24 protein-coding genes are annotated in these 26,942 nt (G+C 65.8%); 14 read left to right on the top strand and 10 right to left on the bottom strand.

From position 1 onward, the window contains the following. Positions 1-29: 29 nt before the first annotated feature. The 4 genes from blaOXA to murB form a co-directional block, all read right to left on the bottom strand. Positions 30-1,745: a class D beta-lactamase gene (gene blaOXA / locus KY496_RS00255; RefSeq protein WP_219863333.1), complete on the bottom strand. Its 1,716-nt coding sequence runs from the start codon at positions 1,743-1,745 to the stop codon at positions 30-32. After that, the gene (locus KY496_RS00250) at positions 1,742-2,125 is read right to left on the bottom strand and encodes a BlaI/MecI/CopY family transcriptional regulator (RefSeq protein ID WP_005669361.1); all 384 of its coding nucleotides are present in this window, start codon (positions 2,123-2,125) and stop codon (positions 1,742-1,744) included. Before KY496_RS00250 ends, blaOXA begins: the two co-directional genes overlap by 4 nt. Before the next feature lie 74 nt (positions 2,126-2,199). After that, complete coding sequence (locus tag KY496_RS00245; protein ID WP_219863331.1) at positions 2,200-2,907, bottom strand: SDR family oxidoreductase; 708 nt, start codon at positions 2,905-2,907, stop codon at positions 2,200-2,202. Between the two features lie 10 nt (positions 2,908-2,917). Then, positions 2,918-3,946 carry a UDP-N-acetylmuramate dehydrogenase gene (gene murB, locus KY496_RS00240; protein ID WP_040777129.1) on the bottom strand — a complete coding sequence of 343 codons (1,029 nt, stop codon included), beginning with the start codon at positions 3,944-3,946 and terminating at the stop codon, positions 2,918-2,920. Positions 3,947-4,088: 142 nt separating this feature from the next. Here murB and KY496_RS00235 point away from each other — a divergent pair, with 142 nt between their 5' ends. Further along, positions 4,089-4,574: a YajQ family cyclic di-GMP-binding protein gene (locus tag KY496_RS00235; RefSeq protein ID WP_005669348.1), complete on the top strand. Its 486-nt coding sequence runs from the start codon at positions 4,089-4,091 to the stop codon at positions 4,572-4,574. A 182-nt stretch (positions 4,575-4,756) separates the two neighbouring features. Further along, positions 4,757-6,025, top strand: a complete 1,269-nt coding sequence (locus tag KY496_RS00230; protein WP_071363465.1) for a nitronate monooxygenase — start codon at positions 4,757-4,759, stop codon at positions 6,023-6,025. Between the two features lie 172 nt (positions 6,026-6,197). Here the strand turns inward: KY496_RS00230 and KY496_RS00225 are convergent, their stop codons facing one another. Then, entirely contained in the window at positions 6,198-7,745 is a 1,548-nt protein-coding gene (locus tag KY496_RS00225) for a catalase (protein WP_071363466.1), read from the bottom strand. A 249-nt stretch (positions 7,746-7,994) separates the two neighbouring features. On the opposite strand from KY496_RS00225, the gene KY496_RS00220 reads away from it, so the two are divergent. The 3 genes from KY496_RS00220 to KY496_RS00210 all read left to right on the top strand — a co-directional run bounded on the left by KY496_RS00220 (position 7,995) and on the right by KY496_RS00210 (position 13,619). Beyond that, positions 7,995-10,304 (top strand): FdhF/YdeP family oxidoreductase, encoded by a 2,310-nt coding sequence (locus KY496_RS00220; protein ID WP_219863329.1) that lies wholly within the window; start codon positions 7,995-7,997, stop codon positions 10,302-10,304. Then, positions 10,301-11,182 carry a formate dehydrogenase accessory sulfurtransferase FdhD gene (gene fdhD / locus KY496_RS00215; protein ID WP_219863327.1) on the top strand — a complete coding sequence of 294 codons (882 nt, stop codon included), beginning with the start codon at positions 10,301-10,303 and terminating at the stop codon, positions 11,180-11,182. The genes KY496_RS00220 and fdhD overlap by 4 nt, the downstream gene beginning before the upstream one ends. Before the next feature lie 94 nt (positions 11,183-11,276). Continuing rightward, positions 11,277-13,619 (top strand): bifunctional diguanylate cyclase/phosphodiesterase, encoded by a 2,343-nt coding sequence (locus KY496_RS00210; protein WP_219863326.1) that lies wholly within the window; start codon positions 11,277-11,279, stop codon positions 13,617-13,619. A gap of 15 nt (positions 13,620-13,634) precedes the next feature. On the opposite strand, the gene KY496_RS00205 is transcribed toward KY496_RS00210, so the two are convergent. Continuing rightward, a complete protein-coding gene (locus tag KY496_RS00205; RefSeq protein ID WP_219863325.1) occupies positions 13,635-14,573 on the bottom strand; it encodes an exopolyphosphatase in 939 nt (312 codons plus the stop codon). Positions 14,574-14,839: 266 nt separating this feature from the next. Here KY496_RS00205 and KY496_RS00200 point away from each other — a divergent pair, with 266 nt between their 5' ends. The 6 genes from KY496_RS00200 (at position 14,840) to KY496_RS00175 (ending at position 20,713) form a co-directional block, all read left to right on the top strand. Continuing rightward, positions 14,840-16,132 carry a sensor histidine kinase gene (locus KY496_RS00200; protein ID WP_219863323.1) on the top strand — a complete coding sequence of 431 codons (1,293 nt, stop codon included), beginning with the start codon at positions 14,840-14,842 and terminating at the stop codon, positions 16,130-16,132. A gap of 82 nt (positions 16,133-16,214) precedes the next feature. After that, positions 16,215-16,982: a LytTR family DNA-binding domain-containing protein gene (locus tag KY496_RS00195; protein ID WP_219863321.1), complete on the top strand. Its 768-nt coding sequence runs from the start codon at positions 16,215-16,217 to the stop codon at positions 16,980-16,982. 113 nt (positions 16,983-17,095) lie between these two features. Next, entirely contained in the window at positions 17,096-18,274 is a 1,179-nt protein-coding gene (locus KY496_RS00190; RefSeq protein ID WP_219863319.1) for a histidine kinase, read from the top strand. Positions 18,275-18,435: 161 nt separating this feature from the next. Further along, entirely contained in the window at positions 18,436-19,464 is a 1,029-nt protein-coding gene (locus KY496_RS00185; RefSeq protein WP_184234397.1) for a porin, read from the top strand. Between the two features lie 221 nt (positions 19,465-19,685). After that, a complete protein-coding gene (locus KY496_RS26960; RefSeq protein WP_005669324.1) occupies positions 19,686-20,243 on the top strand; it encodes an antitoxin Xre-like helix-turn-helix domain-containing protein in 558 nt (185 codons plus the stop codon). Further along, entirely contained in the window at positions 20,240-20,713 is a 474-nt protein-coding gene (locus tag KY496_RS00175) for an RES family NAD+ phosphorylase (protein ID WP_184234400.1), read from the top strand. Before KY496_RS26960 ends, KY496_RS00175 begins: the two co-directional genes overlap by 4 nt. Here KY496_RS00175 and KY496_RS00170 read toward each other — a convergent pair. From KY496_RS00170 to KY496_RS00155, 4 genes are all read right to left on the bottom strand, one after another. Further along, on the bottom strand, positions 20,689-21,402 hold the full coding sequence (locus KY496_RS00170; RefSeq protein WP_219863318.1) for an N-acetyltransferase: 714 nt from the start codon (positions 21,400-21,402) through the stop codon (positions 20,689-20,691). The two genes, KY496_RS00175 and KY496_RS00170, sit on opposite strands and share 25 nt — an antisense overlap. A gap of 258 nt (positions 21,403-21,660) precedes the next feature. Next, positions 21,661-22,137, bottom strand: a complete 477-nt coding sequence (locus KY496_RS00165; RefSeq protein ID WP_184235559.1) for a YaiI/YqxD family protein — start codon at positions 22,135-22,137, stop codon at positions 21,661-21,663. 23 nt (positions 22,138-22,160) lie between these two features. Then, a complete protein-coding gene (locus tag KY496_RS00160) occupies positions 22,161-22,841 on the bottom strand; it encodes a class I SAM-dependent methyltransferase (RefSeq protein WP_005669316.1) in 681 nt (226 codons plus the stop codon). Positions 22,842-22,851: 10 nt separating this feature from the next. After that, positions 22,852-23,790, bottom strand: a complete 939-nt coding sequence (locus tag KY496_RS00155; protein WP_184234407.1) for a CysB family HTH-type transcriptional regulator — start codon at positions 23,788-23,790, stop codon at positions 22,852-22,854. Positions 23,791-23,971: 181 nt separating this feature from the next. Here KY496_RS00155 and KY496_RS00150 point away from each other — a divergent pair, with 181 nt between their 5' ends. The 3 genes from KY496_RS00150 to KY496_RS00140 are packed head-to-tail and all read left to right on the top strand — an operon-like array spanning position 23,972 to position 26,938. Further along, the gene (locus tag KY496_RS00150) at positions 23,972-25,660 is read left to right on the top strand and encodes a nitrite/sulfite reductase (protein ID WP_184234410.1); all 1,689 of its coding nucleotides are present in this window, start codon (positions 23,972-23,974) and stop codon (positions 25,658-25,660) included. After that, on the top strand, positions 25,653-26,210 hold the full coding sequence (locus tag KY496_RS00145) for a DUF934 domain-containing protein (RefSeq protein WP_219863316.1): 558 nt from the start codon (positions 25,653-25,655) through the stop codon (positions 26,208-26,210). Before KY496_RS00150 ends, KY496_RS00145 begins: the two co-directional genes overlap by 8 nt. 11 nt (positions 26,211-26,221) lie before the next feature. After that, complete coding sequence (locus KY496_RS00140; RefSeq protein ID WP_005669308.1) at positions 26,222-26,938, top strand: phosphoadenylyl-sulfate reductase; 717 nt, start codon at positions 26,222-26,224, stop codon at positions 26,936-26,938. Positions 26,939-26,942 lie beyond the last annotated feature (4 nt).

The following is a 26,942-nucleotide window of genomic DNA, read 5'->3' as shown; positions in this document are numbered from 1 at the left end:
ATCTTCATGAAGGGTTCCTCAGGGTGGGTTCAGAGCGCGTCCAGCCTTGACGGCAGTTCGCGCAGGAAGGCTTCTTTCAATAGCGGTCCGGCCGCGCGATCGGGGTGCTGGCGGTCGAGGGTCAGGCGCGCGAACACGATCGTGCGCCCTTCCTTGCTGGCCCAGCCGACGAACCAACCGTAGGAGCGCGGCGCGTCTTGCGCGCCCTTGGTCTGCTCCATTACGGCGGTGCCGGTCTTGGCGTACACGTCCCAGCCGTTCGGCAGCGAGGGCAGCCGCAACAGTGTCTCCGCCATGTCGTACGCGTGCGGATTCAGACCCAGCTCGCGGTTGACGACCTTGCGCAGGAAGGCCGCCTGCTCCTGCGCCGAGATCTGCAGCGAGGAACCGATCCAGGCGTCGGTCACGCCGCCCGACAGGTCCTGGTTGCCGTAGCCGAAGCGCCGTACGTATGATTGCAGGCCATCGAGCCCGAGGCGCGCCGTGACCTGCTGCGCGTACCACACGGTCGAATTGCGGATCCAGCTCGTCGGGTCGGTGGTGGCGCGCCAGGCCGGCAGCCAGTCGATATAGCCCGGCTTGAACGGCAGCGCCGGCGTGTGGGCGTCGACCAGGATGCCGGCGTCATAGCCGAGCAGGCTGACGGCGATGTTGAAGGTGGAGGCCGGGGTGGCGCGCACGTCGCAATCGCCCTCTTCGACCAGGCGCGCGCCGCTCGCAGCGTCGAGCATCAGCGTGCAATCGAGACTGGCCGGCGGATTGCTCCAGGCCAGCGCGGGCTGCAGCGCCAAGTTGCCGCCAAAAGCCAGCGCCAGGATCGCGAGCCCCGCGCCGCGCGCCCAGGCCGCGTGCCGCGCCGCGCCGGGCTTGCGGATCAGTTCAACGCGGGCCGCCAGCGTATCGGGGCTCACGCCGCCGAATGCCAGTGCCCCATGCACGACATGGTGCTGCATGCGCAGCTGCGCGAGCAGCGCGGCGGCATAGGCGCGGCGCTCGAATGGCGGCCGGCCGCGCAGCACGTCGCGGTCGCAGCCGAGTTCCTGGGCCCAGGCGAGTTTGTCGCGCAGCAGGCGCATGGCGGGATTGAACCAGCACAGCGCCTGCAGCGCGGCGCCCACCGTCAGCCACCACAGGTCGCCGCGGCGCCAGTGCGTCAGTTCGTGGGCCACGATCAGCTCGCGCTGCAGCGGGTCGATGTCGCGCAGCCCACGCGGCAGCAGCAGGCACGGCTTGAAGGGGCCGACCAGCATGGGCGGTATCGGGGCGTCGACTTCGATGACGGCAGGGTATGCCGGATGCGCCTGGGGCGCGCCGCAGCGCAGCAGGCGCTGCACGATCCGCTGGCCGCGCCACAGCCGGCCGAGCGTCCAGGCGAGGCCGCAGGCATAAACCCACACCCAGGCCCAGGCCAGCCATGCCAGCCAGGAACGTTCACCTGCGATGGAGGCCGGCACGCCGGCGGCGAGGCCGGGCGGCGCCAGCGCGGCGGGCAGGCTTGCCGCCGCGGCGCTCACGTCGACTTCGAACACCGGATGCATCGGCGCCTGCTGCGCCGGGGGCGCGAGCAGCAGGAGGAAGGTGGCCGCGATTGCGACTTGCCCCAGCAGCCACGTGGAGCGCTGCATGCCGAGCGCCGGCAGCGCGCGCCGCGCCAGCCACGTCGCGCCCCATACCGCCAGTCCCGCCGCCAGGCAGCCGGCGCCGGCGAACAGGAAGCGGATGACCAGCTGGTCGAGCGGGTTCATGGGGCGCCATCCTTGTCATCGGGCCAGTCGTTGAGAAGCTGCTCCAGGCGCGCCAGTTCCGCATCGTCGACCAGCTTGCTTCCGGTGAACATATTGACCGGCAGCGGCGTGTCGATTTCCATCACGCGCCGGCCGAAGTCGTGGGCGAAGGCGGCCAGGGTGTCGACCTTGTCGCTCACCGCCTCGTACACCTGCACGCCATGGCGCAGCTCCTGGCGCACCATGTTCTTTTCGAGCATGCGCTCGAGCGTCTTGCGGGTCGACGAATACGACCACGCCAGCTCCTCGACCACGGCGTCATGGATTTCGCGGGCGCTCAGGGGCTGCCGGCGCCACAGGGCCTTCAGTAGGCTCAGTTCGGAAATCGAGGGGACGGCCATGGATAACACTCCGGAATGCGACGATAGCCGCAATCATGCGACAAGTGTCGCATGGCTGTCAACCATGCTGTCGACTACGTGCGCAAGTCGTCCACCGGTTCGCTGCCGAAACCGGGCGCCAGCAGGTAGTCGACCAGTTTCCTGGCGCACGCCTCGGGCGAATCGAGCGCGCCGCCCTCCTTCAGCGCGACGAAGCGTTCGCGCATCGGGAAATCCGCATCCGGCGTGGCGCGGATCGCGGCTTGCATATCGGTATCGATCACGCCCGGCGCCAGGCTGCAGGCGCGCACGCGCACGTCGCCGTCGAGGAGCACGGCGCGCGCATGCTGGTCGAGCGCGGCCTTGGTCGCGCAATACACGGCCCAGCCGGGATAGGCATTGCGCGCCGCCCCGCTCGAGACGTGCAGGATGCGCCGCTGGGCCTTTGGCGCGGCCTGCACGAAGGCGGCGGCCAGCGCCAGCGGTGCCCCTACGTTGAGCGACACGGCGCGCAGCACGTCCGCCGGATCTTGCGCCGCGAGCGGGCCGACCGGAGTGACGACGCCGGCATTGTTCACCAGCAGCGCATCGTCGGCGTCCCGCAGAAAATCGCGCAGGGCGTTCCCCGCCAGCCAGGCTTGCAGGGCGGCCGGGTCGGCCATGTCGAGCGCGATCTGGTCGATGCCGGCCAGCGGCGAACGTGCGCGCGCCAGGCCCAGCACGGCGATGCCGCGCCCATGCAGTTCGGCCGCGATCGCGGCCCCGAGGCCGCGGGTGTGGCCGGTGACGATTGCCTTCTTCATGCTGTAGTCCTCAAATGAATACGGGTTCGGGTTCCAGCGCCACGCCATAGCGGGCCGCCACGTCGGACTGGATGGCCTGGGCCAGGCGCACCACGTCGGCGCCTTGCGCGCCACCCAGATTCACCAGCACCAGCGCCTGCTTGGGGTAGACGCCTGCCGGGCCGATGTTCTTCCCCTTCCAGCCGCACTGGTCGATCAGCCAGCCCGCCGCCAGCTTTTCGCTGCCGTCCGGCTGGGCATGGTGGACGAGGTTCGGATACGTCTCCAGCAGGCGCCGGCATTCTTCGTTCGACACCACCGGGTTCTTGAAGAAGCTGCCGGCATTGCCGATCTCGAGCGGATCGGGCAGCTTGCGGCGGCGGATCGCTTCGACGATGGCGCCGATATCGCGCGGCGTCGGCGCCGCCAGCGCCGCTTCCTGCACCGCGTTGGCCAGTTCGGCATAGCGCAGGTTCGGCTGCCAGGCCGCCGGCAGGGCGAAGGTGACGTCCAGCACGATGAGATCGCGACCAATGGCGTGCTTGAAGATGCTGTCGCGGTAGCCGAAGCGGCAAGCGGCGGCGTCCAGGGTGCGCAGTTCGCCGCTGGCCATGTCGAAGGCGGTCAGGCTGTGGAACACATCCTTGGTTTCGACGCCATACGCCCCCACGTTCTGGATGGGCGCGGCGCCGACCGTGCCGGGGATCAGGGACAGGTTTTCCAAGCCCCCCAGGCCCTGGTCCAGCGTGAAGCCGACGAAGGCGTGCCAGTTTTCTCCGGCCTGGGCGCGCACGAGGATCTTGTCGCCCTGCTGGCCGAGGATCTCCCTGCCCTGGCCGGCCATGTGCAGCACCAGGCCGTCGAAGTCCTGGGTGAACAGCAGGTTGCTGCCGCCGCCCAGCACCAGGCGCGGCAGATCGGCGAGCGCGGGATCGGCGCGCACCGCAGTCAATTGCTCGGCGCCGGTGACGCGCAGGTAGCGGCGCGCCGAGGCGGGAATGCGGAAGGTATTCAGGCCGGCGAGCGGCTGGTCGTGGACGATGGGCAGGTCTGGATGCATGACGGTCGGGATGGAAAATGTCGTTTCATTATAGTGGTTCACGCATTCCCGACTTTCCAGCCTGGCAAAACGGTCGCGATCCGGGCCGTTGTCCGCTAAAATAGAGGGATTCATCTAAAGCAATATTCGAAAAGGACACTCCATGCCATCGTTTGATGTGGTCTGCGAAGCAGACATGGTCGAAGTCAAGAACGCGGTCGAGCAATCGAACAAGGAAATCACGACCCGCTTCGACTTCAAGGGCAGCTCGGCCAATGTCGAACAAAAAGAGCGCGAACTGACCCTGCTCGCCGATTCCGATTTCCAGCTCGGCCAGGTCAAGGACGTGCTCATCAACAAGATGTCGAAACGCAAGGTCGACGTGCGCTTCCTGGACGAAGGCAAGGTCGAGAAGATCGGCGGCGACAAGGTCAAGCAGGTGATCAAGGTGCGCAACGGCATCGAGACCGAAGACGCGAAGAAGATCACCAAGCTGATCAAGGAAAGCAAGATGAAGGTGCAGGCGAGCATCCAGGGCGAGTCGGTGCGCATCACCGGCGCCAAGCGCGATGACCTGCAAACGGCAATGGCGATGCTGCGCAAGGACGTGCAAGACCTGCCGCTGGCCTTCAATAATTTCCGCGACTGATTGTTGTAGCACTGAGTCGCTTGTGGCCGGCATGACCGGCTTGAGACAAGGCGCGCGCGGACATGTTCTGCGGCGCCTTGCCCCGCTTGGAGTAGAATGGCGCCGTGCGAAATTCGTGCGCGTTTTCCACGACGTTGCGCGTCGCCGCAACCCCGGGCAGATTAGGTAGTCTAAGGATAGCAATGAAACGTGTTGATGATTTCCGCCTACGTATGGGCAACAAGGAATATGTGCCCATCATGATCGGCGGAATGGGTGTGGACATTTCGACGTCCGAGCTGGCCCTGGAAGCGGCCCGCCTCGGTGGTATCGGTCATATCTCCGACGCCATGTCCCAGGACGTGTCCGACCGCAAGTTCGACACCACCTTCGTTAAAGACAAGACCAAGACCTACAAGTTCAACATCAACAATATGAACAAGGCGGTGGTCCAGTTCGACCTGGATCACCTGGCCGAGGCGACCCGTCGCCACGTCGGCGCGACCATGGAAGCGAAGAAAGGCGATGGCCTTATCTACGTCAATTGCATGGAAAAGCTGACCATGAACGCGCCGAAGGAAACCCTGCGCGTGCGCCTGGCCTCGGCGCTGGACGCCGGCATCGACGGCATCACCCTGTCGGCCGGCCTGCACCTCGGTTCGTTCGAGCTGATCAAGGACCACCCGCGCTTCCGCGACGCCCACCTGGGCATTATCGTGTCCTCGGTGCGCGCGCTGCAGCTGTTCCTCAAGAAGGTGTCGCGCCTGGACCGCAAGCCCGATTTCGTGATCGTCGAAGGCCCGCTGGCCGGCGGCCACCTGGGTTTCGGCATCGATGACTGGAAACAGTATGACCTGCACACCATCATGGACGAGGTGCTCGCCTTCATGCAGGCCGAGCAGCTGGGCATCCCGGTGATCGCGGCCGGCGGCGTGTTTACGGGCTCGGACGCGGCCGGATTCCTGGAAAAAGGCGCCGGCGGCGTGCAGGTGGCGACCCGCTTCACCGTCACCCACGAATGCGGCCTGCCGGACAACGTCAAGCAGGAATACTTCCGCGCCAGCGAAGAAGACATCGAAGTCAACGGCGTGTCGCCGACCGGCTATCCGATGCGCATGCTCAAGAATACCCCGGCGATCGGCTCCGGCATTCGCCCGGGTTGCGAATCCTACGGCTACCTGCTGGACGCCACCGGCAACTGCGCCTACATCAACTCGTACAACCGCGAGGTGCAGGCCCATCCCGACCAGAAGAAAGTGGTCGTGATGGACAAGACCTGCCTGTGCACGCACATGCGCAACTTCAATTGCTGGACCTGCGGCCACTACACCTACCGCCTGAAGGACACCACCCACCTGCTGGCGGACGGCAACTACCAGATTCTGAGCGCGGAACACGTGTTCAAGGATTACCAGTTCAGCGTGAACAACGAGATCGCGCTGCCGGTGAAGCAGGAAGTGGCGGCGGCGTAAGCGTCTCCGCTGTATCGACGAGAGCCACGGTCATGCCGTGGCTTTTTTCTGCCCGGAATACGGCTTCCCATGCAAAAAGCCACGGCATTGCCGTGGCTTTTTGCATTTGCGTTTGCGTTACTGCTTACAGGCACCGCGCCGCCACCTACTCATGCGGCGCGGAGCCATCACATCACTCCTTCAGCGCCGCGACACGCGCCGCGATCTTCGCCGGATCGGCGCCAACCGCCTTCACCAGGCGCTTGCCGTAGTCGGCATCGGCCTTCGAGAAGTGCGCCAGCATGGTCTCGCGGGTCTCGACGTTCTGCACGCGCTTCAGGTCGCCCGACAGGTTGGCGATCAGGTCGTCCTTGTCCTGGCTGCTCAGCGAGCGGTAGAACTCACCGGCCTGGCGGAAGTTCAGCGTCTTGGCGATGCGCTGCTGCTGGGTGGTGCCGGTCAGCGGCAGGTTGCTCGAACGTGCATTCGGGTCTTCGACCAGCGGCGCCAGGCGGCTCGGCTGGTAGTTCACGCTGCCCTTGCGACCATCGATATTGCCCTGGCCATCTTGCTGGTGATTACGCACCGGCACCAGCGGCTTGTTGATCGGCAGCGACTGGAAGTTCGCGCCCAGGCGGTGGTGCTGGGTATCGATGTACGAGAACAGGCGGCCCTGCAGCATGCGGTCTTCCGAAGGCTCGATGCCCGGCACCAGGTTGCCCGGCGCCAGTGCGACTTGCTCGGTCGCTTCGAAGAAGTTGTCAGGCACGCGGTCCAGGGTCATGGTGCCGACCTTGCGCTCCGGGATGCCGGGCCAGATCTTGGTCGCATCCAGCGGGTCGAAGTCGAACTTGTCCAGCTCTTGCGGCTTGAGCACCTGCACGGTCAGGTCCCAACGCGGGAACTTGCCAGCCTTGATCGATTCGTACAGGTCGACCGTGGCGTGGGCGGTGCTCTTGCCCTGGATCAGCGGGATCTCTTGCGGACGCAGGTTGCGCTCGCCCTGGCGCGATTTCCACGCGAACTTGGCGTACACATATTCACCCTTGGCATTGACCAGCTTGAGGGCGTGCACGCTGCTGCCATCCATCTGGCGGTAGTTGGCCGGCGTGCCGTAGTTCGAATATACGCGGGTCAGCATGGCGGTCGCTTCCGGTACGTGCGAGAAGAAGTCGAACACGCGCTCCGGCTCCTGCACGTTGGTGACCGGGTCCGGCTTCAGCGCGTGGATCATGTCCGGGAACTTGATCGCGTCGCGGATAAAGAAGATCGGCAGGTTGTTGCCGACCAGGTCCCAGTTGCCTTCCTGGGTGTAGAACTTGGTGGCGAAGCCGCGCGGGTCGCGCACGGTTTCCGCGCCCGAGCGGCTCGGGATCACGGTCGAGAAGCGCACGAACACCGGGGTCACGGTATCGCGCTTGAACATCTTGGCCTTGGTCAAGTCCGACAAGTCATCGGTGACGACGAAGCTGCCGTGGGCGCCGGTGCCGGTCGCGTGCACCACGCGTTCCGGGATGCGCTCGCGGTCGAAGCGCTGCAGCTTCTGGATCAGGTGCACGTCCTGCAGCAGGGTCGGACCGCCGGGACCGGCGGTCTGGCTGTTCTGGTTGTCGCCAACCGGAGCGCCATTGTCCTTGGTCAGCGTCTGGGCATAGGCGCCCTGGGCCAGCGCCATGGCGCCGGCAGTCAGGGTCAGTGCGCACAGGGCCAGGCGCCCAGCGGAAGGTAAAGCATAGCTCATAGTCAAAACCTATTTAAGTTCAAGTCGAGATAGCTATCTTATAGATGAGTATGTTATTTATAAAATCAATTATCTTTATAGAAACGATAGGTATTTGGCTATAATCGCACTTCCAGTCACCCACCGCTGAAGCTTGTCGCCCTCGAAATGACCCGCCATTTGTTCAAGATGCGCGTCAACGTGCGCGGACGCACCGAGAGTCGGCTCCGGTGGCGGCTACGGTAGCCCTTCCACCAGCAAGGAGAGCCCATGAGCAATCAACAGAAAACCGTCCGCGTCGAATCCGCCACCATGCCTGCCGGCGGCTGGGGCTCGGTGGACGACGTCAAGAACGCCCTGACCGGCCAGAACGTGGTGCTGAAGGACACGCGCCTGCTGCTCAAGCAGAACAAGCCGGACGGCTATGCCTGCGTCAGCTGCGCCTGGGCCAAGCCGGCCGACCCGCATCCTTTCGAGTTCTGTTCCAGCGGCGCCAAGGCCACCGCCTGGGAAACCACGACCAAGGCAATCGGCCCCGATTTCTTCGACCGCCACACGCTCACCGAACTGGAAGGCTGGAGCGACCACGCGCTGGAAGACCACGGCCGCCTGACGGCGCCGCTGCGCTACGATCCCGCCAGCGACAAGTACCGCCCGGTCGAGTGGGAAGTCGCGTTCGCCGAGATCGGCGCCCACTTGCGCGCCTGCGATCGCAAGCAGGTGGTGTTCTATGCCTCCGGCCGCGCCTCGCTGGAAACCTCGTACATGTACCAGCTGCTGGCGCGCATGTACGGCAACAACAACCTGCCGGACAGCTCGAATATGTGCCACGAAAGCACCTCGGTCGGCCTGCAAAAGACCATCGGCGTCGGCGTCGGCACGGTGGGCCTGAACGACTTCAAGCACACCGACTGCATCCTGTTCTTCGGCCAGAACGTGGGCGTGAACAGCCCGCGCATGCTGCACCAGCTGCAGGAAGCGCGCGGACGCGACGTGCCGATCATTACCTTCAACCCCTTGCGCGAGCGCGGCCTGGTGAGCTTCACCAACCCGCAATCGCCGCTCGAGATGCTCACCGGGCACGAGACCGTGATCAGCACCCAGTACCACCAGATCAGGCCGGGCGGCGACACGGCCGCCATCATGGGCATGTGCAAGGTCATCTTCGCGCTGGACGACGCTGCCCGGGAAAGCGGCGCGCAGCGCGTGATCGACGTCGCCTTCATCCAGGAACACACCCACGGCTTCGACGCATTCGAGCGCGCCGTGCGCGCCTGCGGCTGGGACGCGATCGAGCGCGAAGCGGGCTTGCCGCGCGCCGCGCTCGAACAGGCGGCCGAAGTGTATTGCAAGGCCGGCGCCGCGATGGGCGTGTACGGCATGGGCCTGACCCAGCACCGCAACGGCGTGCAGAACGTGACCATGCTGGTCAACCTGCTGCTCTTGCGCGGCAATATCGGCAAGCCCGGGGCCGGCATCTGCCCGGTGCGCGGCCACTCCAACGTGCAGGGCCAGCGCACGGTCGGCATCACCGAGAAGCCCGAGCTCGCCCCGCTCGATCAACTCAAGGAGCAGTACGGTTTCGAGCCGCCGCGCGACGAGGGATTGACCACCGTCGATGCCTGCGAAGCGATCCTCAAGCACGAGCTGCAAGCCTTCATTGGCCTGGGCGGCAACTTCCTGCGCGCGGTGCCGGAAACCCGCCTGATGGAAGCGGCGTGGCGCGCGCTGCCGCTGACGGTGCAGGTGGCCACCAAGCTCAACCGCAATCACGTCATCCACGGCAAGGCTGCCTACCTGCTGCCCTGCCTGGGACGGATCGAGATCGACCGCCAGCGTTCGGGAGCGCAGGCGGTGACGGTCGAGGACAGCACCTCGTGCATGCACGGTTCGCGCGGCATGGCCGAGCCGGTCGCGGCGACCCTGCTGTCCGAGCCCGCCATCGTGGCCGGCATCGCCAAGGCCACGCTCGATCCGAACCCGCGCGTCGACTGGGATGCCTGGGTGGCCGACTACGGCAAGGTGCGCGACGCCATGGGCGTCACCTTCCCCGAGATCTTCCACGATTTCAATGAACGCATGTGGACGCCGGGTGGTTTCCGCAAGCCGCTCGCCGCCGCCGAACGGATCTGGAAGACACCGAGCGGCAAGGCCGAATTCACGACGCCGGACGAACTGCCGGGCAACCCCGACATGGACGGCGGCGCGGGCGTGCTGCGCCTGTTCACGATCCGCAGCGACGGCCAGTTCAACACCACGATCTACAGCAATGACGACCGTTTCCGCGGCGTGCGCGGCAGCCGCATGGTGCTGTTCATGGGCGAGGCCGACATGGCGCGCCACGGCCTGCGGCAAGGCGATGTGGTGGCGCTGCGCACCAGCAGCGACGACGGCGTCGAGCGCCGCGTCGACGGCCTGCAGATCGTCCCCTACGACGTGCCGGCCGGCTGCATCGCCGGCTACTACCCGGAGTGCAACCCCTTGATTCCGCTGTGGCACCACGCCAAGGAAAGCAAGGTGCCGGCGGCCAAGTCGATCGATGTGCTGCTCGAACGCAGCGTCGCCGCGGCGGCGCCATGAACGCGCGCGCGCCTTTTGCCGGGGCCGACGATGCCGCGTTCGCGCTGGCCAGCAGCGTGCCGGCGGCAAGCTGGCGCGACGGCGTGCTCGACGACGGCAGCGAACTGCTGGCCGAGGAAGTGCCGGTGGCGCTGGTCTACAACGGCATCAGCCACGCGGTGATGCTGGCCTCGCCGCAAGACCTGGAAGACTTCGCCGTCGGCTTCTCGCTGTCCGAACGCATCGTCCGCGCGCCGCGCGACGTGCGTGCGGTCGAGGTCGAGGCCGGCCCGCACGGCATCGCACTGGCCATCGACATCGCGCCCGGCGCCATGGCGCGCCTGAAGGCAACGCGGCGCGCACGCCTGGGCAAGACCGGCTGCGGCCTGTGCGGCATCGACAGCCTGGCCTGGTTCGAGCGCGAGATGGCGCCGCACGACCCGCGCGACGGCGCCATCCGCCAGACGACCGGCCCGTTCGCGCCGCAGGTGCTGCAGTGCGCCATGGCGGCCATGTCCGGCCAGCAGCGCCTGCACCAGGCCACCGGCGCCATGCATGCGGCCGGCTGGGCCGACCGTGACGGCCGCCTGCTGCTGGTGCGCGAAGACGTGGGCCGCCACAACGCCCTGGATAAACTGGTGGGGGCGCTGGCGCGCGCGGACATCGATGCCGGCGCCGGCTTTGCGCTCGTCACCAGCCGCGCCAGCTTCGAGATGGTGCAGAAGGCGACGCGCGCCGGCATTGGCTTGCTGGCCGCCATCTCGGCCCCGACCGCGATGGCAGTGCGGCTGGCGGACCGCGCGGGGCTGACCCTGGCAGGCTTCGTGCGCGGCGGCCGCCATGTCGCGTACACGCATCCATGGCGCCTGGCGCCCGCCCCTGTTGCGCACGGCACGTAACGCTTGCCAAGTGAATTCGGAACAGGTGTAAGCTGGCTTCACGCAAGCGCGGGCCGCAGCGGCACGCGCTCCGTTGCGAGAAAGGCGGCCCGACATGTCAGCGTTCGACCCCTCCGAGCAGGCCAGTTTCCTGGCCGACGACGCAGGTACGATCATCACCTGGAACCCCCAATGCGCCGCACTGTTCGGCCTGGCGGCGGCGGATGCCCTCGGCCGGGACGCCGCGCAGTTGCTGGGCGCGCCGCCCTGGCCCGAGCTGCTCGAGGCCGGCGCCGCCCGGCTCGCGTTGCCGGCGGGGCGCGCGGCCAGCGTCACGCTCGCGGCCCAGCTCGATGCAAGCGGCGCGGCGCGCGGCTACAGCGTCACCGTGATTCCGGCAACCCCTGCCCTGTCCGATGCCGAGCGCCTCGGCGCCACCGCGCTGAAGGACGTGGTCGACCTGTTGCCGGGCACCTTCTACATCCTGGACCGCGAAGGCCGCATCCTGATGTGGAACCACAACCTCGAACGCGTCTGTGAAATGATGCCGGAAGAACTGGCGACGGCCAATGCGTTCGAGATGCTCGACCCGCGCGACCGCGGCGCATTCGCCGACAAGGTCCGCCGCATGTTCGACGACAATGTCGAACTCGAGATGGAAGTCGATTACGTCTCGCGCAGCGGACGCGAAACCCCCGTCCTGCTGCGCGGCGCCCGCATCGACTGCAAGGGCGGCCAATACCTGTTCGGCATGGGCATGGATATCTCCAAGCGCCGCGCGCACGAGCGTCAGCTGCACCTGTACAAGCGGGCCCTGGGCGCTGCCAGCAACGGCGTGATCATCGCGCATAACGGCGGCCCCGACCATCCGACCGAATACGTCAACCCGGCCTTCGAACGCATCACCGGCTACGCGGCCGACGAGATCATCGGCCGCGATCCGCGCTTCATGGCCGCGCCCGGGCTGGATGCGGACGAGCGCAACCGGATGCGCCAGGCGCTGCACGAGCAGCGCTCGGTGCACGTGGTGCTGCGCAACCTGCGCAAGAACGGCGAACTGTTCTGGAACGACCTGAACATCACGCCGGTGCACGACGACAATGGCCAGGTGACCCACTTCGTCGGCATCCTGGTCGACGTCACCGCCAGCAAGCAGCGCGCCGACCGCCTCGAACACGAGGTCAACCACGACAGCCTGACGGGCCTGGCCAACCGCACGCTGCTATGGGACCGGCTCGATCACGCGCTGCACCTGGCCCAGCGCCACCAGACGCTGGTGGCGGCCGTGCTGATCGACCTCGACAACTTCAAGATCATCAACGACACCTTCGGCCACGACGCCGGCGACGCGGTGCTGAAGGTGGTGGCGCGGCGCCTGCAGGCCACCGTGCGCGACAGCGACACGGTGGCGCGCCTGTCGGGCGACGAGTTCGTGATGGTGCTGGTCGACCAGCCCAGCCTGCGCTACACCTTGCGCATGGTCGAGCGCGTGCGCCGTGCGCTGACCATGCCGGTGGCCTTCGGCGGCAGCGAAATCCCGGTCGGCGCCAGCCTGGGCGTGGCGGCCTTCCCGCACGACGGCCGCACTTCGGCCGACCTGGTGCGGGCGGCCGACATGGCCATGTACCGGGCCAAGAACAATGGCGGCGGCGTGCATTTCTATTCCACCGAAATGCGCTCGGCCAGCGAAGCGCGCGCGATCCTGGCCGGCAATATGAAGAGCGCGCTCGACGACGACGAACTGTTCCTGCTGTTCCAGCCGCGCATGGACGCGCGCAGCGGCAAGGTGCGCGGCTTCGAGGCGCTGCTGCGCTGGCGCCATCCCGAACACGGGGTGATGCTGCCGGCGGCGTTCCTGGCCGAGGCCGAGGAAAGCGGACTGATCGTCGATATCGGCAACCGGGTGCTGGACCGGGCCTGCGCCTTCGCGCGCGAGCTGCGCCATGCCGGCTATACCGCGCTGCCGGTGGCGGTCAACGTCTCGCACCGCGAATACAGCCGGCCCACCTTCATCGCCGGCATCGCCGAACGCATGTCGCGCTACGGCCTGCCGCCCGGCACCCTCGAGATCGAGATCCCCGAGGCCGACCTGATCCGGAATCCGGGACTGGGACGCGACCTGGCGGCCCAGCTGCGCGACGTCGGCGCCATGCTGTCGATCGACCAGTTCGGGCGCGGCATCTCCGACCTGAACTTCCTGCAGCAGCTGTCGGTGCGCCAGGTCAAGCTGTCGAAGGCGGCGGTGCACAATATCGCCGACCACGGCCGAGGCGGCTCGCTGGCCAAGGCCCTGATCGACATCGGCCGCAACCTCGACATCACCGTGGTCGGCGAAGCGGTCGAGACCGAGGCGCAGGTGGAGTTCCTGCGCAGCCACGGTTGCGACCAGATGCAGGGCCAGTGGTTCAGCGAGCCGTTATCCGCCGAGGCCGCGTGCCGGATGCTGGCGCAGCGGTGACTTCGCGCGGCGGCGTCAGCCTTCGCTGGTGATGCGCTTGATGAGCGCCCCAAGCACCTCTTCGGCCACTTCGTTGTCCACCTGGCAGGTGCCGGCGTTCTCGTGCCCGCCCCCGCCGTACTCCAGCATCAGCGCGCCGATATTCGTGTTGGAGGTGCGGTTGAGGATCGACTTGCCGGTGGCGAACACCGTGTTCTGCTGCTTCACGCCCCACAGCACATGGATCGAGATGTTCGTCTCGGGGAACAGCGCATAGATGATGAAGCGGTTGCCGGCGTAGATTACGGATTCGCCCCGCAGGTCGAGCACCACCAGGTTGCCCTCGACCCTGGCGCAGCGCCGGATCTGTTCCTTGCAGCGCGCGCTGTGCTCGTGGTACAGGGTGCTGCGTTCGACGACGTCCGGCAGCGCCATCAACTGTTCGATGTCCTGGGTGGCGCAGTGGCCGATCAGGTCCATCATGAGCTGGTAGTTGGAGATGCGGAAATCGTGGAAGCGTCCGAGGCCGGTGCGCGCATCCATCAGGAAGTTCAGCAGGTCCCAGCCTTGCGGATCGAGCACCTCCTCGCGCGTGAAACGCGCCGAGTCGCCCTTGTCGACCGCCGCCATCATGGTGTTCCAGGCGGCCGGGAAGGTGCGCGCGCCGCCATAGTGGTCATACACCACGCGCGCCGCCGACGGCGCTTCGGGATGGATGATGTGGTTCTCGCGGCGGCCGGTATTGCGGATGGTTTCCGACAGGTGGTGGTCGAACACCAGGTGGGCGCCGGCGACGTAAGGCAGGTTGGTCGTGATGTCGCGGGCGGTGATCACGATTTTGCCGTCCTGCATGTCCTTGGGATGGACGAACAGGATGTCGTCGATCAGGTCGAGATGCCTGAGCAGCACGGCGCACACGAGACCGTCGAAGTCGCTGCGGGTCACGAGGCGGAATTTGTGGGGAATAGCGGACATCTAGCACACCCTTTCATCGTCGGTTGTGATTGGTCCCAGAACGTGGCCAAAAGGCCCGGCCATCGGAGAGGAACATCTTACCTTGCAATGTTTCTAATTAATAGCTGTTGAGTTCGATCATTTGCCGCGCATGCGCACCGTCCATTCCCCGAATCCTGCAGGCTGTCGCAGGGGGCTGGCCCTGACGCGCCCGGCGCGTTAAAGTTGCATCATTCCAACGCTCCATCGTCGGCCACCCCGGCGATGGGCAGACAAGATTGACGACCATGCAAGCACGCAGTTCGACACAACAGTATTTGACGGGCATCCTGTCGTGGCTCTACCGGGCCTTCGACGCGGTGGCGACCTGGGTTACCCAGCTCTCGTGGTGGAAATTCCTCCTGTTCGCCTGCCTGACCCTGACCGCCGCCGGCATCCTGCAAGAAGAATTGTTCAACGGCCCGGCCCAGGAAGAAATCGCGCGCGCCGAGCGCGAGGCGGGGCGGCGCAGCGAAGCCAGCATCCTGATCGACGAAAGCGGCATCCGCTTCAATCCGCGCACCCGTGCGCGCAGCGGCGCGGCCGAGCCGGCGGACCCTGCCGAGCCGGCGGCGCCGGCGGACCCGGTGGATCCGGATGCGCCCGAGGCGCCGCGTCCACCGCTGCCGCCCAAGCCGCCCGCCATCGGCGCCGCCGGCGTCAATATCCACCCCGGCGACGATTCGGTCCACATCGAGCTGCCGCCGCAGATCGGCGAAGAACTTTCCAACGCCATCGAAGCGGCGGTCGAGGACGCCGCCGAGCAGAAGGTGTCGCGCTACCACAAGCAGGCCTCGACCTGGTTCATGAACTTCGTGCTGCTGCTCCTGCTCGCCCTGTTCGGCACCAAGGCCCTGGTGGGCGGCAAGAAGCGCGCCGATGCTGTGGCCCAGGTCGCCAACGCCGCCGCCGAGCGCGAAGCCATGCAGCGCCAGCTGTCGGAAACGAAGATGCAGATGATGCAGGCCCAGGTCGAACCGCACTTCCTGTTCAACACGCTGGCCTCGGTCGAGCACCTGATCCGGGTCGACCCGCCGCGCGCCTCGGCCATGCAGCGCAGCCTGATCCAGTACCTGCGCGCGGTGCTGCCGCAGATGCGCGACAACGCCGTGCTCACCGGCCTCGGACGCGAGGTCGACATGGTCAGCGCCTACCTGGCCCTGCTCAAGATGCGGATGGAAGAACGCCTGACGGTCGACCTGCAGATCCCGGACGGCCTGCGCAGCGCGGCCTTCCCACCGATGATGCTGCAATCGATGGTCGAGAACGCGATCAAGCACGGCCTGGAATGCAAGCCCGAAGGCGGCACCCTCAGGATCGTGGCCGAGGTGGCCGACAGCAAGCTGCGCGTGACCGTGACCGACGACGGCGTGGGTTTCGGCGTGGTGCCGAGCGACGGCACCGGCCTGGGCCTGCAGACGATCCGCGACCGTCTCAAGCTGCTGCACGGCGACAGCGCCCGCCTGCACATCGGCGCCAACAGCCCGAGCGGCGTGATCGCGACGATCGAAGTGCCTTATCAGTTGTCGAAACAAACCTGAAACCGCCAGTCAGCCGCCCGGCTTGCCTGACGCCCTGTTTCATTGAATAATCATTCAATAATAAACCCGAGAAGAGACCACCATGCCTACCGCGATTATTGCCGATGACGAAAGACTGATGCGCGACCAGCTGCGCATGCGCCTGCAGGAAGCCTGGCCCGAACTGCAGATCGTCGGCGAAGCGAAGAATGGCGAAGAAGCCGTGCAGCTGGTCGGCGAGCTGAAGCCCGATCTGACCTTCCTCGACATCCGCATGCCGGGCAAGACCGGCATGGAAGCGGCGCGCGAGATCGGCGACGCCAGCCAGATCGTTTTCGTCACCGCCTACGACCAGTACGCGGTGGAAGCCTTCGAGCGCGGCGCGATCGACTATGTGCTCAAGCCGACCGAGCCGGACCGCCTGAAGATCACGGTCGACCGCCTCAAGGAACGCCTGGAAAAACCGCAGGCCGCCGGCGGCGTCAACGACAGCGTGTCGGCCATGCTGAGCCAGCTGGCCGAGAAGATCGCCGCGCCGAAGCAAAAGCACCTGCAATGGATCCAGGCCAGCATCGGCCAGGACTTGCGCATGATCCCGGTCGAGGACATCCTGTTCTTCCGTTCGGACGAGAAATACACGGCCGTGCAGACGAGCAGCTTCGAGGCGCTGATCCGCAAGCCGGTGCGCGACCTGGCCGAAGAGCTCGACCCGTCGCTGTTCTGGCAGATCCACCGTGCGACCCTGGTCAACGTGAATGCGATCGAGGGCGTGACGCGCGACATCCGCGGCCGTCACCTCGTGCTGGTCAAGGGCCGCCCGGAAAAGCTCGAGGTCAGCCGCAGCTTCCTGCACCTGTTCAAGCAGATGTGAGCGCTCGAGCGCTGCTCCGCCTTGTCTCCCCTCAACGCCCTGCTCTTCTCTTGCGCGTAATGTAGAGGTCCCGGCCCGCGTCCGCGGCCGTCCTCTCTCACTATGTTTCCCGCATGAGACCTCAGCGCAGGGTACGCAGTCGCCGCACCGGTCCGGCCGTGCTGGTGGCCGGCTTCCTGGGCGGCTATTGCGCCGGCAATATGGCCGCCGCCCTGCGCCGCGCCCGCAGTCCGCAGCGCGGCGCGCGCAGCTTCGACGGCCGCCGCATCGTCCACAGCGCCAGCGACGCCATCCTGTCGGTCGACGAGGACACCACCATCCTGCTGGCCAACCCGGCCGCGGCGCAGATGTTCAATTCGAGCGTGAGCGCGATGCAGGGCGCCCGGCTGTCGCGTTTCATCCAGCAGCCCACGCCGGAGGCGCATACCCCATTCGACTATTTCCCGGCCGGCAGCGGCCGTGCCGGCCGGCGCGCCACCGACTACGCCGTCACCGGCATCCGCGCCGGCGGCCAGCTGTTTCCCGTCGAGGGCTCGATCTCGAGCATCGAGCACGAAGGCCGCCTCGTGTTCACGGTGATCCTGCGCGACGTGTCCGAGCGCCACCTGGTGCAGCAAAAGCTGGCGCGCTCGCACGACCAGCTGCGCCAGCTGTCATCGGCCCTGCAGAGCATCCGCGAAGAAGAACGCACCCACATCGCGCGCGAACTGCACGACGACCTGGGCCAGCTGCTGGCCTCGCTGCGCATGGACCTGACCCTGCTGACGCGGGTCGACCACCTGCCCGACGCCAGCGTGCGCCTGATCGCCGGCATGGAAAACAACCTGCTCACCGCCATCACTTCGCTGCGCCGCATCGCCACCAACCTGCGTCCGCGCGCGCTCGACGAAGGCGGCCTGTATTTCGCGCTGCAGGGCCTGCGCGAAGAATTCGTCGAACGCCACGGCATCGCCTGCACGCTGCTGGCCGACGAGGCCGAGCTGCGCCTGGACGACGCCGCCAGCACGGCCGTGTTTCGCATCGTGCAAGAAGCGCTGACCAATATCGCGCGCCATGCGGGAGCGCAGAACGTGCTGCTCAATCTGTATCGCACCAATGGCGAGCTGCTGGTGACGATCCAGGACGACGGCCGCGGCATCCGCGCCGAAGACATGGAAAAGGCCCAGTCGCTGGGCCTGGTCGGCATGCGCGAGCGGGTCTGGGCCATGCACGGCGACATCACCATCGCCGGCGACGAACCGCCCGGCACCCGCATCGACATCGTGCTGCCGCTGAGCGGACACGTCGTCTGACATGTTCTACGGATGCCGAAAGTAAAGAATATTATTCGGTTATTGCGTAAAAACAACATAGTCAGGATGTCATGAACTCGACATATTGGCTCGATAAGATCGCTGTCGATCTGAGTTGATTGATAACTCAACATCTTGTCGAAACCAAACTGGAGATCTTCATGAAGTATAAGTTCCTGGCCGCCGCTGTGCTGTCGTCCCTGCCACTGTTCGCCCAAGCCCAGACCAACGTCCAGATCTACGGCGTGATGGACGCGGCCATCGCCCTGGAAGACACCGATGCGCCGGGTCAAGACCGCCGTACCACCGTCAGCTCGGGCAACCAGTCGAGCAGCCGCCTGGGCTTCCGCGGTACCGAAGATCTCGGCAATGGCCTGAAAGCCCTGTTCAACATCGAAGCCGGCGTGTCGCTCGACACCGGCGCCACCGACTCGCAGACGTTCGGCCGCCGCGCCGTGGTCGGCCTGCAGGGCGAGTTCGGCACCCTGACCGTCGGTCGCGAATACTCGCCGATCGCCGCCGTCGCCGCCGCATCGGACATCAACGGCCAGGGCCTGTACGGCTCGAACCTGTCGGCCTTCGGCACCGGCCGCCTGACCCGTCGCCTGGCGAACTCGGTCAACTACAAATCGAACTCGCTGTCGGGCTTCGTCGTCAACGCCGCCTACTCGACCGGCGAAACGACCGTCGACCCGTCGGGCGACCTGATGGGCGCATCGCTGGAATACAAGAACGGCGGCCTGTACCTGGGCGCCGGCTACCACACCATCGAGCGCCTGACCGAAGGCGACGACAAGGAAATGGCGTTCGGCGCCGGCTACAACTTCGGCGCGTTCGAAATCAAGGGCAACTGGATGAAGGCCGAGCTGGAAGGCGCCGGCAACGCTGTCAACCCTGAATACACCAACGCCAACATCGGCGCTTCGTACGCCGTCGGCGCGAACAAGTTCTTCCTGAACTTCCAGCAACAGAAGCTGGACAACACCGACGCCAAGGGCAACACCGTGTCGGTGTCGTACACCTACTCGCTGTCGAAGCGCACCAACATTTATACCACCTACGCCCAGCTGCGCAACAACAGCCGCGGCGTGTTCGGCATCAACGCCTCGTCGAACAACGTGACCCCGCCAGCCACCGCGCTGGGCGCCGATCCGTCGGTGTTCACCGTCGGCCTGCGTCACTCGTTCTGATACGCAGGGCCACGCACGTCGCCTGCGGGCGGCGTGCGAGGTCTCCACTTTGTTCCCGCGTCCGCGGGACGCCTGACGCCGGCCATGCCGGCGTTTTTCATGGCGCCCTCAACTATCTCTGCAGCCGCCTTGGTCATCGTTTGTGACCGATCAATGGTCGACCACATTCCAACGATCGTTTGCCTCATCTGAACTAGAGTGAAGGATCAAAGGAGACGATCATGTCCAGGTCACCAAAGACAAAAGCAAGCGCAGCGCGCGGCGGGAAGCCCAGCCCCGGCGGCGCGACATCCGGCCGGGCCGATGCTCCCCATTTCGCCGCTGCCGCGACTGGCGAATCCACTCACTTCGTCGCCGAGGCAAGCCAGCTCTACCACGTCGACCCGCAGGCCAGGATCGCGCTCATCCGCGAAGGTGTTCCCGCCTCCAGCATCGGCGAGCTCTCCATGCAGATGGGCATCAGCAAGGAAAACCTGCTCGCGAGCCTCGGCCTGTCACGGGCCACGATCAATCGCAAGGAAAGAAACGCCACGCCCCTGTCCAGGGACGAGTCGGAGCGCGTGCTCGGGGTGGGCATGTTGATCGGCATGGTGCAGACCATGGTGCAGCAATCGGGCGATCCGGATGGTTTCGATGCGGCGCGCTGGGTGGCCGGCTGGCTCGCCAGTCCGGTTCCGGCGCTGGCTGGCGCGACGCCGGCCAGCTATATGGACACCATCGAGGGCCAGCGCCTGGTGGCCGAACTGCTCGCGCGGACGCAAAGCGGGGTCTACGCGTGACCGTCACGGCCTGGCGGATCGCCAGCGAAACGCCTGACTACAACGCCCACGATATGCAAGGCATCGGCGCCAGGACGACGGGAGGACGATGGAACAGCAAGGGTACACCCGTCGTCTATTGCGCCAGCAGCATCGCCCTCGCCACGCTCGAAACGGTGCACTATTTCAGCGGCGAAGGCCTGCCGTACAACCGCTACCTGGTCAGGATCGACATTCCCGCTGCGCTATGGGCTGCGCGCAGGGTGCTCGATCCACCGCCTGCGGGATGGGATGCGATTCCGGCCGGGCTCACCTCCAGGACCGTCGGCGACGCGTGGGTCATGGGGCGCGAAACGGCCCTGCTGCTGGTCCCGTCCGTGATCGTGCCCGACGAATACAATGTCCTGATCAATCCCCGGCATGACGGCGCCACCGCAATCGGCGCCACCACGCTCAAGCGCTGGCACTACGATCCCAGGCTCTTTTCCTGAGCCCACCGGCTGGCCACGTCCTGGCTCGGACCGGTGTCGACGGCCTCGGTCCGCAGCAGCCGCGCCGCGATGCCCCGCTCCTCTTCGGGCGAGAAGAAATAGGGATAGAAGGAACGCTCGCCGGTGTCGATGCCGCGCTTGAACGCGCCGCCCACCGCCTCGACCTGCTCTGCCACATAGGCCAGGCTGACGTGCAGCAGGTAGGAAGGCGCGTTGACGCGTGGGTTCGTCCTGAGGTCCCCCACCTGGCGAAAACCGAGCATGCGCTGGTAGAAGCGGCGATGGCGCGGATTGACTTCGATGACGGCGTCGGTGCAGCCGTGCATCTCGCGGGCGTAGATGAAGGCCAGGTGGAACACGCTGGCCAGCGCATGCTTGGACTGGACCGAATGGTCGAACGCCAGCTTGGTGACCTCGGCCAGGCGCGCGCCGTCGCGCCGGAAACCATCCAGTTCCTGCTTGTACATATGGTCGGCCATCAGCCCGTGGCCGGCATCGATCCCGATGGTCAGGGTGCCCACCACCTCGTCCCGGTCGGACGCGGTCAGGGTGATGCGGTACGGGTCATCGGCGTCGAGCCTTGCCGCCTGGTAGCCGCGCCAGGCGTACATGCGCTCGATCAGCAGGCTGGCGCCGCTGCGGCCATCGGGGCTGTCGGGCGAACGCAGTCCGTAGCGGGCGCGCGTCATGCGGTCCCCTTCGGGAATGCTGACAGTGGTTCGATGCGGCGAGTGCGTGTGACGTTGGCGTGCATGGCAAGCTCTCAACGTTCACGCTTGCGTCCGGTTGACATGGGCGTGAACTGTTACGCGTGGCGGCCCGACCATCGCGCATCCTGCCCCACTCCGGAATGGAGCGTGCACCCTTGCCTAATTATAACAAGTACAACATTGTTATCAACAGAATAACAGCATCGTGCGCGGGTCAATATATGTTGCCGTTCGACGCTAGGCGCCGGTCCGGCGATCCGGCGCGCGCGACCTGGACCGCGCCAGCTGGCGGTCGAGTGCATTCGCAAAGTTCTGGCGGTCGGCCTGGCTGAAGGCGGCCGGCCCGCCGGTGTCGACGCCGCTCCCGCGCAACTCTTCCATGAAGGCGCGCATCGTCAATTGCTGGGCGATCGTGTCCTTGGTGTACCACTCGCCGCGCGGATTGAGTGGCAGGCCGCCCTTGTCCAGCACCAGCGCCGCCAGCGGAATGTCGCCGGTCACGACGATGTCGCCGGCGTTCACCCGCGCGACGATCTCGGCATCGGCCACGTCGGGCCCGGCCGGCACCTGCAGCGCGCGGATGAAGCGCGAGCCCGGCACCCGGATCAGCTGGTTCGCCACCAGCGTGACGTTCAGCTGCAGGCGCTCGGCCACCCGGAACAGGATGTCCTTGACGACGCCCGGACAGGCGTCGGCGTCGACCCAGATGTGCAGGTCCTGCGGTGCTTCCTGATCCATCACTTCAACCGGCAGGTCAGCACCCAATAGAACTCCCAGCGCGCGATCTTGATCTCGCGGCCGACCTTGTCCAGGCGCTTGCGCAGATAGCTGTCGGTCGGGTAGTTCTTGACCAGCTCGTGACGGTTGCCGTCGGCGTCGAGCTGGAATTCGTGCGTATTGCCCTGCAGGTCGGTGCGGGCGATGGTGGCGCTCTCGGTTTCGACATAGGCGTCGTCGAAAACCACCAGCAGCACGTCCTTGCCCAGGCGCTTCTTGAGCGACAGCAGCAGCGCTTCCTGCTGGTCGCGCGTCAGGCGCGACCACAGGCCGGCCATGAACACGGCCGTGAACTTGTCGTCGCCGCTGCCGAGATCATCCGGCAGCGCCAGCGCGTCGACCAGGCGGTAGTCGACATTGTCCAGGTCTTCGCCGTGCATGCGCGCCAGGTCGAGCATGGCTGCGCTGGCGTCGGTCGCCAGGACGAAATCCGCGCTCTCGGCCAGCACCTCGGTCCAGGCGCCGGTGCCGCAACCGAGCTCCAGGATGCGGTGGCCGGCCAGCAAGGTGGCGAGCTGCTCGCGCGCCTCGTCCAGGTCTTCCAGCTGCTCTTCCGAATAGTCGGCGCTAGCGTTGTCGTAGTGGGCGGCAATGCCGTCGTAGTAGGCAATCACCGGGTTTACGGCACAATTATTGTCCATCGTCATTCCATCACAGTTCGTAGTTTTCTCCACCGCGCATCGCCGACTCGACCATCTTGCGGTTGAGCGTCGGCGTCAGCAGCTCGATGAAGGTATAGATATAGCTGCGCAGGTAGGCGCCCTGCTTGATCGCCACGCGCGAGGTGTTCATGCCGAACAGGTGGCCGACCGGCAGCGCGCGCAGGTTGCGGTCGCGCTCGGCGTCGAAGGCCATGCCGGCGATGATGCCGACGCCCATGCCCAGCTCGACATAGGTCTTGATCACGTCGGCGTCGATCGCTTCCAGCAGCACGTCCGGCTTCAGGTTGCGCAAGCCGAAGGCGTGGTCGATCTTGCTGCGGCCGGCGAAGGCGGCATCATACGTGATCACGGGGTAGCTGGCGATTTCTTCCAGTGAAATGGCGCGCGACTTGAACAGCGGGTGGTCCGGCGGCGCCACCACCACGTGCTCCCACTGGTAGGCGGGCAAGGTGATCAGGCCTTCGACGGCGGTGATCGACTCGGTGGCGATGGCCAGGTCGGCCTGGTCGTTCTTGACCATGTCGGCGATCTGCTTCGGATTGCCCTGCAGCAGCGACAGGCGCACCTTCGGATACTTCTGCATGAAGCCCTGCACCACCTTCGGCAGCATGTAGCGCGCCTGGGTGTGGGTGGTGGCGATGGTGAAGCTGCCGCTGTCGTGGGCCGCGTACTCCTTGCCGATGCGTTTCAGGCTGTCGATCTCCTGCATGATCAGCTCGACCGATTGCAGCACCAGCCGCCCCGGCTCGGTCAGGCCGCGGATGCGCTTGCCGTGGCGGGTGAAGATGTCGACGCCCAGCTCTTCTTCCAGCTCGATGATGGCTTTCGAGACCCCGGGCTGGGAGGTGAACAATGCCTTGGCGGCATCGGTCAGATTGTAGTTCTGGCGTACGGCCTCGCGCACGAAGCGCAGTTGGTGGAGATTCATTTGATAATTATTGTTGTGTAAAGGACATCAGGCTGCTGCGAACGACATTCTAAGATGCTTATTCGGGTTACGTATATAAGCAAATAAATTATCCGTAGTTTGGAATATAAGCTTAGCTCCGTATCATCGGGACATTATTTAATGGGCGAACACCATCCGCCTCTCCATACGGACCCCGCTAATGTACCGCTACGACCATTACGACCACCTCATCGTGCGCGAGCGCATCGCACAGTATCGCGACCAGGTCGCCCGGCGCCTCTCCGGCGAGCTGCTGGAAGAAGAATTCCTGCCCCTGCGCCTGCAGAATGGCCTGTACATGCAGCGCCACGCCTACATGCTGCGCGTGGCCGTGCCGTACGGTCTGCTGTCGGCGGACCAGGTGCGCATGTTCGCCCATATCGCCCGCAAGTACGACCGCGGCTATGGCCACTTCACCACCCGCCAGAACATCCAGTACAACTGGATCGAGCTGGAGCAGACGCCGGACATCCTGACCGACCTGGCCTCGGTCGAAATGCACGCGATCCAAACCTCGGGCAATTGCATCCGCAACATTACCACTGACGAGTACGCCGGTGTGGCGGCCGACGAGATCATCGATCCGCGTCCGTTCGCCGAGATCCTGCGCCAGTGGAGCACCTTCCACCCCGAATTCCTGGCCTTGCCGCGCAAGTTCAAGGTCGCCATCAATGGCGCCCTGGAAGACCGCGCCGCGATCGCCGTGCACGACATCGGCCTGACCGTCGTGCGCAGCGAATCCGGCGAAGTCGGCTTCAAGTTCATGGCCGGCGGCGGCATGGGCCGCACCCCGATCCTGGGCAGCGTGATCCGCGAATTCCTGCCGTGGCAGCACCTGCTGACCTATACCGAAGCCGTGATGCGCGTGTATAACACCCACGGCCGCCGCGACAACAAGTACAAGGCCCGCATCAAGATCCTGCTCAAGGCCCTCGGCGTCGAGGAATTCACGCGCCAGGTCGAACAAGAATGGGCCGACCTCAAGGATGGCCCCGAGACGCTCACCCAGGAAGAATTCGACCGCGTGGCCAAGTGGTTCCAGCCGCATGCCTACCGCGAGCTGGCCGATAGCGACGTCGCTGCGTCGCAACCTGATAACCGCGCTTTCGCCAACTGGCTCCATCGCAACGTCAAGCCGCACAAGGTGCCGGGTTACGCCGCCGTCGTGCTGTCGCTCAAGAAGACCGGCGTGCCGCCGGGCGACGCCACCGCCGAGCAGATGGACTTCGTGGCCGAGCTGGCCGACCGCTTCAGCTTCGGCCAGGTGCGCGTGACCCACGAGCAGAACCTGGTGCTGGCCGACGTCGAGCAAAGCAAGCTGTTCGAAGTGTGGCAGCTGGCCAAGTCGAAAGGCATGGCCACGCCGAACATCGGCCTGCTGACCGACATCATCGCCTGCCCCGGCGGCGACTATTGCTCGCTGGCGAACGCGAAATCGATCCCGATCGCCGCCGCCATCGCCGAACGCTTCGACGACCTGGACTTCCAGCACGATATCGGCGACATCGAACTGAATATCTCGGGCTGCATCAATGCCTGCGGCCACCACCACGTCGGCAATATCGGCGTGCTGGGCGTCGACAAGGACGGCAGCGAGTGGTACCAGGTGTCGATCGGCGGCGCCCAGGGCAACGAATCCGCCATCGGCAAGATCATCGGCCCGTCGTTCTCGGCGGTGCAGATGCCTGAAGTCATCGGTCGCCTGCTCGAAGTCTATGTCCGCTGTCGCGTCGAGGGTGAGCGCTTCGTCGACACCGTGCAGCGCCTGGGGATCGCCCCATTCAAGGAACACGTCTATGCCACGCCGATCGCGGCGGGCGAACTGGTTGGAGAGGACCACTATGCTTGACCGACACCCACAGATCATCAAGGGTCGCGAAGTGGTCGATGACGACTGGAGCGTGCTGAAACTCGACGAGGGACAAACCGCCGACAGCGTCGACGTCCCGGCCGGAAAGATCATCGTGCCGCTGACCGTGTGGCAATCCCAGCGTGAAGCGCTCGCACAGCGTGCAGAACTGGGCGTGTGGCTGGCGCCGGACGAAAGCGCGGCCGTGCTGAAGGACGACCTGCAGCGCTTCCAGGTGATCGCCATCGATTTCCCGAAATTCACCGATGGCCGCGGCTATTCGATCGCCTACAACCTGCGCAAGCGCCTCGGCTGGACCGGCGAATTGCGCGCGATCGGCGACGTGCTGCGCGACCAGCTGTTCCAGATGGCGCGCTGCGGCTTCGACGCCTACGCCACCCGGCAAGACCGCAGCATCCACGACGCGCTCAAGGGCCTGTCGGTGTTTTCGGAAACCTACCAGGCGACGGTCGACAATCCGATCCCGCTGTTCCGCCGGGTCCCTCGCGATACCCCGGCGGAGCACCGCGACGTCGGCGCCGGCATCTAGGAGCTTCCAGCATGAGCGACCTGCATCATCGCGTGGAAGAAACCCACGCGATACTGACCCGTATTGCCCGCGACTTCACGCCGGCCGTGTTCGCATCGAGCCTGGCGGCCGAAGACATGGTGCTGACCGACCTGATCCTGAAAGCGAAATTGCCGATCGCGATCTTCTCGCTCGAGACCGGCCGCCTGCATGCCGAGACGCTGTCGATGGTCGAGCGCGTCAAGGAAGCGTACGACTACGATATCGCCCTGTACCGCCCGCAACCCGAGGCGGTGGAGCGCTACGTCGCGGACCACGGCCTGAACGCCTTCTACGACAGCGTCGAGATGCGCAAGGAATGCTGCCGCATCCGCAAGGTCGAGCCGCTGGGCCGCGCCCTGGCCGGCAAGCGCGCCTGGATCACCGGCCAGCGCCGCGCCCAGTCGAGCACGCGCGCCGAGCTGGCGGTGCAGGAAGACGATGCTGCGCACGGCATGCAGAAGTTCAATCCGCTGGCCGACTGGAGCGAGCAGAACGTCTGGGACTACCTGCGCAGCAACGACGTGCCCTACAACGCCCTGCACGACCGCGGCTATCCGTCGATCGGCTGCGAGCCCTGCACCCGGGCCATCCAGCCGGGCGAGGACGTGCGCGCCGGACGCTGGTGGTGGGAAAACCCGGAATCGAAGGAATGCGGCTTGCACGTGGTGGACGGCAAACTTATTCGCATCAAATCCGTGGCTGCTTGAGCCA

Origin of the sequence: Massilia sp. NP310, from assembly GCF_019443485.1 — a bacterium.
GTDB classification, from domain to species: Bacteria; Pseudomonadota; Gammaproteobacteria; order Burkholderiales; family Burkholderiaceae_D; genus Telluria; species Telluria timonae.
This window is presented reverse-complemented; position numbering and strand designations above follow the sequence as displayed.